The organism is Streptomyces sp. NPDC021020, assembly GCF_044333285.1.
GTDB lineage: Bacteria > Actinomycetota > Actinomycetes > Streptomycetales > Streptomycetaceae > Actinacidiphila.
On the sequence record NZ_JBIRQQ010000010.1, the window covers coordinates 291,850 to 305,457 of the forward strand.

9 protein-coding genes are annotated in these 13,608 nt (G+C 73.5%); 8 read left to right on the forward strand and 1 reads right to left on the reverse strand.

Annotation, left to right across the window (positions count from 1 at the left end):
• Nucleotides 1–130: 130 nt before the first annotated feature.
• Complete coding sequence (locus ACH4SL_RS29275) at nucleotides 131–2,161, reverse strand: carbamoyltransferase (RefSeq protein ID WP_398450912.1); 2,031 nt, start codon at nucleotides 2,159–2,161, stop codon at nucleotides 131–133.
• A gap of 251 nt (nucleotides 2,162–2,412) precedes the next feature.
• Here ACH4SL_RS29275 and ACH4SL_RS29280 point away from each other — a divergent pair, with 251 nt between their 5' ends.
• From ACH4SL_RS29280 to ACH4SL_RS29315, 8 genes are read left to right on the forward strand one after another with little or no spacing between them, the layout of a single operon-like run.
• The gene (locus ACH4SL_RS29280) at nucleotides 2,413–3,744 is read left to right on the forward strand and encodes a hypothetical protein (RefSeq protein WP_398450914.1); all 1,332 of its coding nucleotides are present in this window, start codon (nucleotides 2,413–2,415) and stop codon (nucleotides 3,742–3,744) included.
• A complete protein-coding gene (locus ACH4SL_RS29285) occupies nucleotides 3,737–4,636 on the forward strand; it encodes a thiamine pyrophosphate-dependent dehydrogenase E1 component subunit alpha (RefSeq protein ID WP_398450916.1) in 900 nt (299 codons plus the stop codon). Before ACH4SL_RS29280 ends, ACH4SL_RS29285 begins: the two co-directional genes overlap by 8 nt.
• Nucleotides 4,633–5,667 carry an alpha-ketoacid dehydrogenase subunit beta gene (locus ACH4SL_RS29290; RefSeq protein WP_398450918.1) on the forward strand — a complete coding sequence of 345 codons (1,035 nt, stop codon included), beginning with the start codon at nucleotides 4,633–4,635 and terminating at the stop codon, nucleotides 5,665–5,667. The genes ACH4SL_RS29285 and ACH4SL_RS29290 overlap by 4 nt, the downstream gene beginning before the upstream one ends.
• Nucleotides 5,655–6,791, forward strand: coding sequence for a 2-oxo acid dehydrogenase subunit E2 (locus ACH4SL_RS29295; RefSeq protein WP_398450920.1), 1,137 nt, complete (start codon nucleotides 5,655–5,657; stop codon nucleotides 6,789–6,791). Before ACH4SL_RS29290 ends, ACH4SL_RS29295 begins: the two co-directional genes overlap by 13 nt.
• Nucleotides 6,788–10,285, forward strand: a complete 3,498-nt coding sequence (locus ACH4SL_RS29300) for a condensation domain-containing protein (protein WP_398450922.1) — start codon at nucleotides 6,788–6,790, stop codon at nucleotides 10,283–10,285. Before ACH4SL_RS29295 ends, ACH4SL_RS29300 begins: the two co-directional genes overlap by 4 nt.
• An 8-nt stretch (nucleotides 10,286–10,293) precedes the next feature.
• Complete coding sequence (locus ACH4SL_RS29305) at nucleotides 10,294–11,757, forward strand: MFS transporter (RefSeq protein ID WP_398450924.1); 1,464 nt, start codon at nucleotides 10,294–10,296, stop codon at nucleotides 11,755–11,757.
• The gene (locus ACH4SL_RS29310) at nucleotides 11,754–12,041 is read left to right on the forward strand and encodes a hypothetical protein (protein ID WP_398450926.1); all 288 of its coding nucleotides are present in this window, start codon (nucleotides 11,754–11,756) and stop codon (nucleotides 12,039–12,041) included. The genes ACH4SL_RS29305 and ACH4SL_RS29310 overlap by 4 nt, the downstream gene beginning before the upstream one ends.
• On the forward strand, nucleotides 12,038–13,594 hold the full coding sequence (locus tag ACH4SL_RS29315; protein WP_398450928.1) for a tryptophan halogenase family protein: 1,557 nt from the start codon (nucleotides 12,038–12,040) through the stop codon (nucleotides 13,592–13,594). The genes ACH4SL_RS29310 and ACH4SL_RS29315 overlap by 4 nt, the downstream gene beginning before the upstream one ends.
• Nucleotides 13,595–13,608: the final 14 nt, after the last annotated feature.

Consider the following 13,608-nt stretch of genomic DNA (forward strand, 5'->3'; position numbering starts at 1 on the left):
CGGGGTACGGCGTGCTCGCGGCCGGCGGGAACGCGGCTCCGCCCGGGGCCCGCACATTCCCGTACGGCACGGGTACGGCGGTGCCCCGGCCTCTCCGGCCGGGGCGCCGCCGTGCTGGGGGGTGCCCGGCCTAGGCTGCGGAATCCGGCAGGTACTGGGCCGCGGGCAGGGCGGGCGGTGCGATGCGCGGCACTCCGGCCCAGTTCAGCAGGCCGAGCCGGCGCAGGTCGAGCGCGAGGTCGACGGCCGGGTCCGGGTCGGTGCCGAGCTTGCCGGCGATCTCCCGCATGGAGCGGCTGCCGTCGGCGAGGTCGAGGAGGGCGGCGCTGTCCTGCGGGAGCCCGGCGCGCGCGGCGGCGTTGCCGGCCGCGGCGACGCGGTCCGCGCTCCAGCGGCCCTCGTCCTGGACGGCGACGGGACACAGGGCGCCGAGGTCGGGCGGGTCGATCACCAGGTCGCCGATGAACAGCCGGTCCAGGCGGGCGCCGTACAGGCAGTCGACGGCCTCCTCGGGCCGTTCGACGATCGGCATGCCCCGCAGGTTGAAGGACGTGTTGAGGACCAGCGGCAGGCCGGTGGCCTCCTCGAACGCCTCCAGGAGGGAGCGGAACGGGCCGGGAGTGCTCTCGTCGACGGTCTGGATACGGCAGGTGCCGTCGATGTGGGCGATCTCGGCGACCCGTTCGCGCTGCTCGGGCAGCACCGGGCAGACCAGCAGCATGAACGGGCTTTCGGCGGTGGGCATGTCGAAGTAGTCCGCGGCGTGCTCGGCGAGGACCGACCCGGCGAAGGGGCGGAAGGACTCGCGGAATTTCACCCGGGCGTTCAGCCGGTCCTTCATCCCGGGCAGGCCCGGGTGGCACAGGATGGAGCGGGCGCCGAGGGAGCGGGGCCCGAACTCCGCGCGGTCCTGGAACCAGCCGACGATCTCGCCGTCGGCGATGGCGCGGGCCGCTGCCCGGGCGACGGCCTGCGGGCCGTCGAGCCGCCGTGCGGTGAGCTGCCACTGCTCGGCGAGCGGCATCAGGTCGCGGCCCTCGGTGCGGGACGGTCCCAGGTAGACGTGCTGCAGCGCCGGGCCGGGTGCCGGGGTCCGGTCCATCAGGTGGTGGTAGGCGTAGAGGGCGGCTCCGGCGGCGTTGCCGTCGTCGGTCGCCGCGGGGAAGACGAACAGCCGGTCGATCGGCGTTTCGCGCAGCAGCCGGGTGTTGAGCGTGGAGTTGAGGAAGCTGCCGCCGGCGGCGACCAGGGAGCGGCTGCCGGTGGTCTCCAGCACGTGCCGGGTCAGGTGCAGGCAGGCCTCCTCGAACTCGGCCTGCACCTGGGCGGCGAGGTCGTGGTGGAAGCGGGTGTAGGGCGCCCCGGGCGCGCGGGGCACCAGGCGCAGTTCGTCGCCCTCGCGTACGGCGAGGCCCAGCTCCAGCAGCGTGTCGGGGAAGCGGTCGAAGGACAGGCCGCCGTCGGGCAGCAGGTCCATGAACATCGGGTCGCTGCTCAGCGGCTTGCCGTAGGAGGCCAGGCCCATGGTCTTGCCCGCGTCGTCGTAGACGGTGCCGGACTCGCGGAAGCCGAGGGCGAGGGTGATGACGCGGTAGATCTCGCCGACCCCGGACATCCGCAGGGGCAGCCAGGTCTCGCCGTCCCGGCGGTGGCCGGCGGCGCGCTCGGCGTCGCGGACGGTGCGGAGGACGAGCGTCGGGGCCTTGCCACCGCTGAAGTGGAACGCCGACTCACGCTCCCGTCCGGTGCCGATCAGCGAGCCGTAGGCGTCGATGACCAGGGCGGCGGCCTCGTCGAACCCGGAGGAGTGGAAGGCGGCGCTGGCGTGGGCCAGGTGGTGGCCGGGGTGCGGCAGGTGGACGGAGCGCTCCGGCGGGACGAGCAGTCCCAGGACCCGGGACAGCCCCGCCTCCTCGGCCTCGTCGCGCGACTCGGTCGAGGTGGTGATCCACAGGTCGATGTCGGCAGGGCTCAGGCCGGCGTCCGAGAGTAAGGCACCGGTGAGGTCCGCCATCGCCGCCGCGTACGCGTGCAGCGGGACCGTGCCGCGTTTGACCCGGGTGGTGCGTTCGAGAGCGAGCGCGGAACGGATGGCCCCGTCCTCGACGAGACACGCACTGCTGTCGTGACTCAAGTTGAAGCCGATTATTCGCACGGTCACTTGGCAACGCCCCCGTTGTGAGTGCCTATCTTTCCGGGAACTTATGCGTCCCGAAGAACCTTGTCAACGACATTTTTCCCCGGAGCCGCCTCCGCGCGTTTACCCGGCGGCACACCAGGATCAGGACACCGGATGTCCGGTTCCTCCGTTATATGCCCGACTTTCGCACGGTCAAGCCGCCCCAGAAATGACCATACCGGGCGAAACAATCGGGCCAGCCGGGGGTTGACAGTGGCGGACGGCCATATATAGTGAGGAAAAATCCGAAGACGCTGGCCCTGCACCGCGGACGTGGCCGCTTCTCTTCCGATGCGCAAATCATCCAAACGGGGGATGCTTTGATGCAGCGCACAAAAACTGTGCCACGCCAATTAACTGACGACCTGGCCGCCTGGAAGTCCGGCGAGCCGCAGAACGCCTTTCCCTACGAGGCGGTCCTCGACTGCTTCCACCGGCACGGCCGGCATTTCGTGCCGGCGCCGGTCCTGGAGGCGCTGGCGGGAGCACGCGACCGCATGGAGCCGGCGGGGCAGGACGGCGACGGCGGGATTCCGCTGGCGGGATTCCTCCACATGGCGCTCGACAAATGGGACGACCGGCACTGCTACGCGTCCTATCTCGGCGTCGACCTGCTGGCCCTGACACCCGGCGCCGACGGTGCGACCGCCGAGCGCGAACGGCGCGAGTGGGTCGCCCTGCTGCTCTCCGACCTGCGAGCATTCGAAACCCGCAACAGCGGCGACGGCCCGGCCGACGACCGCTTCCCCGAGCAGCGGCCCGGCGCCGCGCTCCGCGGCAAGCGGCTGACGCTCCTGGACACCGCGCTGGCCGCGGCCCTGCCCGGCGAGGCGCCGGCGGAGGTACCGGACGTCGCGGACGCCGCCGCCGAGCTGCGCGCGAACACACCGCGCGAGCGGGCGCTCCGGCTCGGACTGTGCATGCTCCCGGTCTACGTGGTGCACGACGAATACCTCTTCATACGCGTGCTCCAGACGGTGGAGGTCACGTTCGCCGCCATGGCCGCGCACATACGGGACGCGATCGCGGCAGCCACTCGCGGTGACGCGGCGGGCGCCGCGGGTCATCTTCGGCGATGTACCGGGACCCTCTCCGGGGTCCGCATCATCTTCTCTTTGCTGGCGACCATGCAGCCGCAGTCTTTCCAGACGTTCCGGGTCTACACCGTCGGGGCCAGCGCTATTCAGTCCGAGGCGTACAAGACTTTTGAAGCACTTTGCTCGGTCCCCCCTCGGGAGCGCTTGGATTCCCCCGCTTTCGAATCCGTACCGCGAGTCCGCGACGACATATTGAACGATTGGCGGGACCTCACTTCCACCATTGTCTCGGCTGTCTCCGATCGTACGATGGACGAAGAAGGTCTCTTACTCGTACGCGACGCCGCACAGCAGCTGGAGGACATCCACCAGCTGTGGAAGCAAACTCATTGGAAAATGGGTCGCAGAATGATCGGCGAGCAGACCGGGACGGGCTACACCGAGGGCGTTCCGTATCTGGAGGCGGCCGTCGGGAACCGGCTGTTCCCCGTACTCACGGGCACCGGGCCGGGGGCGGTACGTGCTTAGCGCCGTCGACGACGCCGACCTGCGGTCGCTGCTGGTCATCCGGCACTTCGAGCAGACCCTGCTGCAGCTCTTCGGCAAGGGGCTGATCGACGGGACCACCCACACCTGCCTCGGCCAGGAGTACGTCCCCGTCGCGGTCAGCGGGCTGCTGCGGGCGGACGACTACGTGTTCAGCAACCACCGCGGCCACGGCCACTACCTCGCGCGCTTCCACGACCCCGCCGGCCTGCTGGCGGAGATCACCGGCCGCGAGGGCGCGCCCTGCCTCGGCGTCGGCGGCAGCCAGCACATCCGGCAGGGCACGTACTTCTCCACCGGCGTGCAGGGCGAGAGCCTGCCGCTCGCCCTGGGCTCGGCTCTGCACCTGCGACGTGAGGGCCGCGGCGAGCTGGCGCTCGCGTACGTCGGGGACGGCACCTTCGGCGAGGGCGCGGTCTACGAGGCCCTCAACATGGCGCGGCTGTGGAGCGCCCCGCTGGTGGTCGTGGTGGAGAACAACGGCATCGCGCAGACCACCCCGGCGGACCGCCACACGGCCGGCTCGCTGCGGGACCGCGCGCTGGCCTTCGGCGCCGCCCACCGGCGGACCTCCTCGCACGACGTCACCGCGATCCGCGAGGAGCTGGCGCCGCTGCTGCTGCGGGTCCGCGAGGGCGTGGGCCCCCTGGTGGTGGAGTTCGACACCGTGCGGCTGGGCCCGCACAGCAAGGGCGACGACACCCGCGACCCCGCCGAGGTGGCGCGGCTGCGGGAGCGCGACTGGTACCCGGCCTACCGGCGGGACTTCCCCGGGCAGTTCGCCGCGGCCGAGGCCGAGGCCCGGCGGCTGGTGGAGGACGCGGTCGCCGACGTCACCGGCCGGGCACCGGCACGATGGGAGGTGGCGCGATGACCGCGCAGGCACCGGGCGCGGCCCGGGTGGTGGACAACCTCAACGCGGCGCTGCACGGGCTGTTCGCCGAGGACCCGGCCCTCTTCCTGCTGGGCGAGGACGTTCTGGACCCGTACGGCGGCGCATTCAAGGTCACCGCGGGGCTGTCCACGAAGTATCCGGACCGCGTCCTGTCGACGCCGATCAGCGAGAACGCGATCGTCGGCGTCGCCAACGGGCTGGCGCTCGCGGGCGACCGGGTGATCGCCGAGATCATGTTCGGCGACTTCGGCACCCTGTGCTTCGACCAGATCGTCAACGTCTCGGCCAAGACCGTCTCGATGTTCGGGCGGACGGTGCCGATGCCGGTGGTCGTCCGCATGCCGACCGGTGGCAACCGCGGCTACGGGCCGACCCACAGCCAGAGCCTGCAGAAGCACTTCATCGGTGTGCCGGACCTGGTGCTGCGCGAGCTGTCGCCGCTGCACGACAACGCGCTCGTGCTGCGCCAGGCGCTCGACTCCGGCCGGCCCACCGTCTTCTTCGAGAACAAGCCGCTCTACGGGCACCGCATGCTCACCCCCGGGCCGGTCGACGACGTCTTCGGCTACGACTTCGCCGACGACGCCCGCACCTGGGCGCGGGTCGACTCCGACCTCGGCGGCGGGGACTGCCTGCTGATCGTGGCCGGCGGGCTCTTCCCGCGCGCGCTGGAGGCGGCCCGGACGCTGCTCATGGAGGACGAGACCGCGGTGACCGTGGTGGTGGCCTCGCAGCTCTACCCGTTCCTGCCCGGCCCGGTGCTGGAGGACGTGGCCGCCGCGCGACACGTCCTCGTCGTCGAGGAGGGCACGCCCGGCGGCACCTGGGGCAGCGAGGTGGCCCACCGGCTCACCGAGACCTGCTGGGAGCGGCTGCGGCACCCCGTCGGCCAGATCTGCTCCGCCGACAGCGTCATTCCCGCCGCCCGGCACCTGGAGCGCCGCGTGGTCGTCCAGGCCGAGGACATCGTCGCCCGCGTACGTGAACGGATGGCTGCATGCACGTCGTAGAGATACCGAGACTCAACAGCAACGACGACACCTGCCGGCTGGTGGAGTGGACCGGCGGCGACGGCGACCGGGTCGAGGACGAGGCCACGGTGGCGGTCGTCGAGACGTCCAAGGCGGCCTCGGACATCTGCAGCGAGGCCGCGGGCATCCTGCACACGGTGGCGGCGGTCGGCGCGGAGGTGCGGGTCGGCGAGGTGATCGGCTACGTCTTCGCCGACGAGGACGAGCGGCGGGAGTTCCTGGCCCGCAACCCCGCGCCGCCGCAGGTCCCCGCGGACTCCCCCGCCGGTGACGGCCCCGCCGACGGCCTCCCCGTCCTGACCGCGCCCGCCCGCAAGCTCAGCGAGGAGGCCGGGCTCACCGCCGCCGACCTGCGCGGCATCGGCAAGCGCCTGGTCCAGCGCTCCGACGTGGAGGCGCTGCTCGCCGCGGCCGGCGGGCAGCGGGCGGACACGCTGCCGGCGCGGCAGCAGGCCGTCGCGCGGGCCGTCACCCGGGCGCACCGCGAGGTCCCGGCCGCCTTCGTGGTGGTCAAGGTGTACTGCGACGCGCTGCTGGACCGGCTCGCCGAGGTCAACGGGCGCGACGGCACGGCGATCGGGGTCCCGGAGGCGGCGATCGCGGCCCTCGCCGGGCTGCGGGAGCGGTTCCCGCTGTTCTTCACGCTGCTGGAGGACGGGGAACGGCTGGTGCCGCCGGGCGAGCGCACCGACATCGGCATCACTGTGGACGTCGGCACCGGCCTGTTCGTGCCCGTCGTCACCGACGCCGGGCGGCTCGGCCCGTCCGGGATCGCCGACCGGCTGCTGGAGTTCCGGATCGCGGCGCTGCGCGACGCCTTCCGTGCCGAGCAGCTGACGGGCGGCCAGCTGTCGGTGTCGCTGCACAACGACGCGGACGTGATCGCGGCCGTGCCGATCATTCTCGCCCCGCAGGTGTGCATGCTCTCGCTGCCCGCCGTGCAGAGCGAGCTGCATCTGGACGCCGACGGCCGGGTCGCGGCGCGCCGACACATGTCGGTCGGGCTGGCCTACGACCACCGGCTCGTCAACGGACGGGACGCGGTGGCCTTCCTGACCGCGTTCAAGGCCGCCCTCGAGAATCCGCAGGAGGCGGGACTGTGACCACCGCACCGGCACCCGTACGCGACGCGGCGCGGCCCACCGGGGAGGACGCGGGCGCGGCGCGGCTGCGCGCCCGGCTGCGCTGGCCCGCGCTGGCCCGTTCGGCGCCGCAGGACGCGCCGCGGCTGGCCCTGCTGTCCACCTACACCGTGGACCCGCTGGTTCCCTACCTGGGGACCGCGCTCGCCGACCACGGCGTCACGGCGCGCCTGTGGGTGGCGCCCTTCCACCAGATCGAACGGCAGTGCCTGGAGGAGGGCTCCGCCACCGCCCGGTTCGCCCCGCAGTTCGTGGTGGCCGCGCCGCGGCTGGAGGACCTGTGGGCGGGGCGGCCGCTGCCGCTGCTGCCCGACCCCGGCGCGTACGAGGCGGATCTGCGGTACGCCGCCGAGGCGTGCGCGGACGCCGCCGGGCGGTGGGGCGCGGAGCTGGTGTTCGTGCTGCCGCCGGTGCCGGAGCTGCGCCCGGCGGGCGTCGGCGACGACGGCAACCCCGACGGTGTCTTCGCCGCCGCGGTCCGGGCCCGCGAAGGGGTGCGCGCGCTGCTCGCGGACCGCGGCCATGTCACGGTCGTCGACGCCGAGGCGGTGGTACGCGCGGCCGGGAGCCGGAACGCCTACCGGCCCGCGCTGCTGGCGACGGCCCGCGTGCCGTACTCCGAGGAGGTCTTCGACCTGCTCGGCCGGCGGATCGCCCGCGCCGTCGCGCTGCGCCGCGCCCCGGCCGCGCCGCTGGTCGTGCTGGACGCGCGGGCGCTCGATACGGACGGGGCTGCGCGGTCCCAGGGCGACCGCGGGCACACCGACCTGGAGACGGGGCTGACCGCCTACCTCGCCGAGGCGGTGCGGGCGGGTGCGCGCGTCGCGCTGTGCGGCGCCGACCCGGACGCGCGCACCGCGCCGGACGGGCTGCCGGTCACGGCGTGGAGCGGGCCGGCCGGGCGCGGCTGCGCCGACCAGGTCCGCGAACTGGCCCCCGGCGGTGAGCCGGTGGTCTTCCTCAGCCCCGACGCGGCAGCGGTCGCCGAGGTGGCGGCGCAGGTGCCGCACGCCGTGGCCGTATCGCTGCCCGAGGACCGGGAGTCCTGGCCCGCGCTGGCGGCCGGTGTGCTGGACGTACGCCGGCAGGGCGCCGCGCACGGCACCGCGCGGCCGCCCGCGGCCGCGCTCCCGGCGCAGGCGCCGACGCTGGACGCGTTCCTGGCGAGCCTGCGGCTGGAGGTGCGCGTCGAGGAGCTGTCCACCGCGGCGGGCTTCGAGGCGGCCGAGGACCTGACCGTCCGGGTGTCGGAATTCCACCTGGACGGCGAGGTGTGGCCCGCCGAACGGTTCGCCGGGCTGGCGCCCGGCCACGTGGTGTGGGGCATCTCGGTCACCGACCGCTTCGGCGACCACGGCATGTGCGGGACGCTCGTCGCCCGCCCGGAGGGCCGCGCGCTGGCGGTGGACTGCTGGGCGCTGACCTGCCCGGTACTGGGCAAGGGCGTCGAGGCCGAGGTGCACGCCGCCCTCGCGCGGCTGGCGGCCGAGCACGGCTGCGCGGTGGTGCGCTTCGGCTACCGGGCCACCGACCGCAACGAGGTGCTGCGGCACCACCTCGCCGCGCTCGCCCCGGACGCGGTGCCGGGCCCCGGCGAACCGGGCGGGCCCGTCGAGGTGCCGGTGTCGGCACTGGAGCGGCCGCCCGCCGTACCGGATCCTGCCGTACCGGCGCCCGCGGCCGAGCCCGCGGCGGCGCGGACGGTGGTCCCGCGCGCGCGGCGGCGGCCCGCCGTGCGCCGGCCGGCCGCGGGGGGATTCACCACTGCCTCGCAGATCCTGGACGCCGTGCAGGCCGGCAGCCGGGCCGCGCGGGCCGGCGCCGGGGAGGCGGGCGGGGAGGCGGTCGCGCCGCGCACCGCGATGGAGCGGCGGCTGCTGGACGTCTTCGCGGAGGTCCTGGACCGGCCCGGTATCGGCGTGGAGGAGCGGTTCTTCGCGTACGGCGACTCGATGCTCGCCGTACGGCTCATCGCGCGGGCCAACAAGGCGGGGCTGCGGCTGACGCTGCGCCAGGTCTTCCAGCGCCAGACGGTCGCCGCGCTGGCGGCCGTCGCGGTGGAGGCGGCCGAGGAGCCCGGCGGGACGCACACGGCGGCCGCCGAGGCGCCGGGGGGAGCCGCTCCGCTGCTGCCGCTCCAGGAGTGGTTCTTCGGGCTGGATCTCGCCGAGCCGGGCCACTTCAACCAGTCGCAGCGCTTCGAGCTGCCCTCCGACGTGGACGTGGCGGCCCTGGAGCAGGCCGTGGCGGCGCTGCTGCGGCAGCACCCGTCGCTGCGGATGCGCTTCACCCGCACCGCCGCAGGAACGGAGCAGGCCGACCCGGGCGCCCCGGCCGCGCCGCCCTTCGCGCACATCGACCTCGGCTCGGTGCCGGCGGACGGTCTCGACACGGCGCTGGCGGGGCACGAGCTGGCGGTGCACCGGGGCATGAGCCCGGCGGACGGACAGCTCGCGGCCTTCCGGCTGTTCACCTTCGGGGACCGGCGCCCTCCGCACCTGATGGTGGCCTTCCACCACCTCGCCATCGACGGCATCACCTGGCGGCTGCTGCTCGGCGACCTCCAGGACGCCTACCGGCAGGCCGAGCGCGGCGAGCCCGTCGTCCTCGGCCCGGCCGGGCACCCCGTGCTCGCCTGGGCGCGCCGGCTGCACGCCTTCGCCCAGAGCGAGGAGGTGCGCGCCGAGCTGCCGCGCTGGCTCGCGCCGGAGCGCCGTGCGGTGGCGCCGCTGCCGCTGGACGTGCCGGGCGCCCCGGGCCACGGGGTGCTGACCCACGGCGAGGCGGCGTCGATCGGGCCCGAGGAGACCGCGGCGCTGCGCCGCCGGGCCGTCGACCGCGACCATGTCTCGCTCGACGTGCTGCTGCTGGCCGCCGCCACCCGTGTGCTCGGCCGCTGGAGCGGGCAGCGGCGCCTGCTGTTCGACGTGGTCGCGCACGGCCGGGAGGCCGTGGTGGACGGCGTGGACCTGTCGCGTACGGCGGGCTGGCTGGTGCTGAACGTGCCGGTGCTGTTCGACACCGACCCGGACGCCGACCTGGCGGAGCAGATCCCGGTGGTGCACGACCAGCTGCGCGCCTGGTCGGCGGAGCACGGCGCGGGCGACAACCTGCTGCGCTTCCTCTCCGAGGACCCGGCCACCCGCACCGCGCTGGCCGAACTCCCGGGCTCCGACGTGCTGTTCTCCTACGGAGGCGACATCGACCCGCGGCCGGCCGAACGGCCGCTGCTGGGCCGCCCGGTGGAGGCCCGCGTCCCCGACATCGACCCCGCGGCGGTCACTCCGTACGCCCTGCAGTTCGAGGCCCTGGTGGTCGGCGGCAGCATCCGCGCCGAGATCGGCTACCGGCCGGGGCAGTTCCACGCGGCGACCGTACGGCGCCTGGTCGACGACTGGGTGCGCGAGGTCCGCGGCCTGGCCGGACCCGTCCCACCCCCCACCCCGGAGGACTGAGAGAAGCGATGCCGTTCACGATCACTGCCCCCAAGAAGGTCTTCGGGACCATTTGGACCACCCAGTTCTTCTCCTCCCTGGGAACGGGCCTGACGGACTTCGCGCTGGGCGTGTTCGTCTACCAGCGCACCGGTTCCACCTCGCAGTTCGCCCTGGTGCTGGTGTGCGCGATGGTCCCGGCGATCCTGCTGTCGCCCTTCTCCGGGGTGCTCGGCGACCGCGCCGACCGGCGGCTGATGATGCTGGGCAGCAACGCCGCCTCGGGCGCGGTGGTGCTCGTCCTGCTGCTGCTGCGGCACGGCGGCCACCTGGACACCTGGCACATCTACGCGGGCGCGGCGGTGCTGGCGATCTGCGGGGCCTTCCGCGACCCCGCCTACTACGCCTCCGTGAGCCAGATGGTGCCCAAGGAGCAGCTGGGCCGGGCCAGCGGCGCGGTGCAGACCGCGGAGAACATCGGCATCGTGGCGCCCCCGGTCGTCGCCGGAGTGCTGCTGTCGACGGTGGGCCTGTCCGGCATCCTGCTGCTGGACCTGATCACGTACGGACTCGGCGTGCTCGCCCTGATGGCGACGGTCTTCCCGCCGGTGGAGCGCGGGGACGCGCCGGCCGGCAAGCCGTCGCTCTTCAGTGACATGGCGGAGGGCTGGCGGTACGTGCTGGCCTACCGCGGGCTGCTCTACCTCTTCTTCTTCGGCGCCTTCATCAGCTTCACGGTGGGCCTGACGCAGATCGTGGTCACCCCGCTGGTGCTGGCCTTCGCCTCCACGTCGGTGCTGGGCGCGACCTTCTCGGCCGGCGGGGTGGGCATCTTCCTCGGCGGCCTGGTGATGACGATGTGGGGCGGTCCGCGCAACCGGGTCGCGGGGATCCTGCTGTTCGGCCTGGGGCAGGCGCTGTCGCTCGTGGTGGCCGGGCTGCGGCCCAACGCGGTGCTGATCGGTATCGGGCTGTTCGGCTGCCTGTTCGGGATCCAGTTCGTCCGCGGCGGCACCGCGACGGTGATCCGTACCTATGTGCCGGACTCGATGCAGGCGCGGGTGTTCTCGCTCAACCGCTTCGTGGCGTGGTCGACGCTGCCGCTGGCGTATCTGCTCGCCGGGCCGCTGGTGGACGCCTTCGACCCGCTGGTGAAGCCGTCCGGGTCGCTGGCCGACAGCGTCGGCCAGGTCATCGGTACGGGCAAGGGGCGCGGCGGCGGCCTGCTGCTCATGGTGCTGGGTACCGCCTTCCTGCTGGTGGTGCTGGCCGCCTACCTCACCCCGCGGTTCCGCAACGTCGAGACAGAGATGGCGGCGGTCGCCGCCGGACGCGAGAAGGCCGCTGAGGAAGCCACGGAGGAGACCGCGGAGGAAGCCACGGAGGGGGCCGCGCCCGGCGACGGGGCCCTGCCGGAGGAGGAGGGCGCCGAGCCGGAGCTCGCCGGCTCCCGGCGGCCGGATCCGGCCGCCGGGAGCGAGGCCGCGCGATGAGCGCGGGCGCGCACCGCGACTGCACCGCCTTCCCGCTGGCCGAGCTGCGTGCCGCGGCGGCGTGGCCCGGCCCGGCGGGCGCCGCGGACGCCCCGGACGACGGCACCGTCGTCTACCTGTGGCACGACGACCTGTCGGTCGTCACCGACCCGCTCGTGCCCGGTGCCCCGGTGTTACTCCCGGCCGCCGAGGCGGCCGCCGCCCCGGCGTGGCAGCGCCACTGCCGGCAGGTCCTGCACGTCGTGAACCCCGCACAGCAGCCGAACGGAGGCCGAGGACGATGACCCGGAAGATAGTGATCGCAGGTGGAGGCACGGCCGGCTGGATGGCCGCCTCCTACCTTCGGGCCACGTTGGGCGAGCAGGTCAGCGTGACCGTGGTGGAGTCCGGGGCGATCTCCACGATCGGCGTGGGCGAGGCGACCTTCAGCACCATCCGGCACTTCTTCACGACCATCGGGTTGGAGGAGCACGAGTGGATGCCGGAGTGCCACGCCACGTACAAGCTCGGCATCCGCTTCCGCAACTGGCGCCGTCCCGGGCACGACTTCTACCACCCCTTCGAGCGCCCCACCACGGTGGCGGGCCACACCCTCCAGGAGTGGTGGCTGCGGCTGCGGCCGTCGGAGCGGTTCGACCGGGACTGCTTCGCCCTCGCCCGGCTGATGGACGACAAGCGCTCCCCGCACACGCTCGACGGCAGGCTGTTCGACGCCGAGGACACGAAGAAGCTGCCGCCGGGCACCCGCAGCTCGATGGCGCAGGAGGACACGCAGTACCCGTACGCGTACCACTTCGACGCCTCGCTGCTCGCCGCCTTCCTGATGCGCAGGGCCACCGCCGGCGGCGTGACCCGCATCGTGGACACCATCCAGCACGTCGAGCGGGACGCGACCGGGATCACCGGGCTGGTGACCGGGGAGCACGGCACGGTCACCGGTGACCTGTACATCGACTGCACCGGCTTCCGCGGGCTGCTGATCAACCAGGCGATGGAGGAGCCGCTCGTCTCCTTCCAGGAGTTCCTGCCCAACGACCGGGCGGTGGCGCTGCGGGTGCCGACCGACGTCGAGAAGAACGGCATCGCCCCGTACACCACGGCCACCGCGATGGAGAACGGCTGGATGTGGACCATCCCGCTGTTCGAGCGGCTCGGCATGGGCTACGTCTACGCCGGGGACTACTGCACCCCGGAGGAGGCCGAGCGCGAACTGCGCGAGGCGGCGGGGCCGCAGGCGCGCGACCTGGAGGCGAACCACATCCGGATGCGCATCGGCCGCAGCCGCCGCTCCTGGGTCGGCAACTGCGTGGCCATCGGGCTGGCGAGCGGCTTCGTGGAGCCGCTGGAGTCGACCGGCATCTTCTTCATCCAGCACGGCATCGAGCAGCTCGTCCGGCACTTCCCGGACGGGCCGGTCGACCCGGTGCGCGCCGAGCACTACAACGCGGTCGTCGGGCGGGCCATCGACGGCATCTGCGAATTCCTGGCCTTCCACTACTACAGCGCCCAGCGCACCGACAACCCGTACTGGAAGGCGACCAAGGAGAGGCCGCTGCCCGGCGACCTCCAGGAGCGGGTGCGGCTGTGGCAGACCGACCTGCCGGACGAGAACAGCATCTACCCGCACTACCACGGCTTCGAGCCGTACTCGTGGTCGACGCTGCTGCTCGGCATGGGCGGGGTGCCGGCCGTCCAGCGGCCGCTGGTGGACATGCTCGACGCCGGGCCGGCCGAACGCGAGTTCGCGCGGATCCGGGAGAGCGCCCGGAAGGCGGCCTCCGCGCTGCCCAGCCAGTACGAGTACTTCGCATCGATGCGCGCCGGCGCGACCGGCTGACGGCCCTCGGGGAG

Excerpts from the sequence above, each read along its gene's own strand:
- ACH4SL_RS29290 (WP_398450918.1), top strand. The coding sequence starts at position 4,633 with ATGACCGCGCAGGCACCGGGCGCGGCCCGGGTGGTGGACAACCTCAAC.
- ACH4SL_RS29295 (WP_398450920.1), top strand. The coding sequence starts at position 5,655 with ATGCACGTCGTAGAGATACCGAGACTCAACAGCAACGACGACACCTGC.
- ACH4SL_RS29305 (WP_398450924.1), top strand. The coding sequence starts at position 10,294 with ATGCCGTTCACGATCACTGCCCCCAAGAAGGTCTTCGGGACCATTTGG.
- ACH4SL_RS29310 (WP_398450926.1), top strand. The coding sequence starts at position 11,754 with ATGAGCGCGGGCGCGCACCGCGACTGCACCGCCTTCCCGCTGGCCGAG.
- ACH4SL_RS29315 (WP_398450928.1), top strand. The coding sequence starts at position 12,038 with ATGACCCGGAAGATAGTGATCGCAGGTGGAGGCACGGCCGGCTGGATG.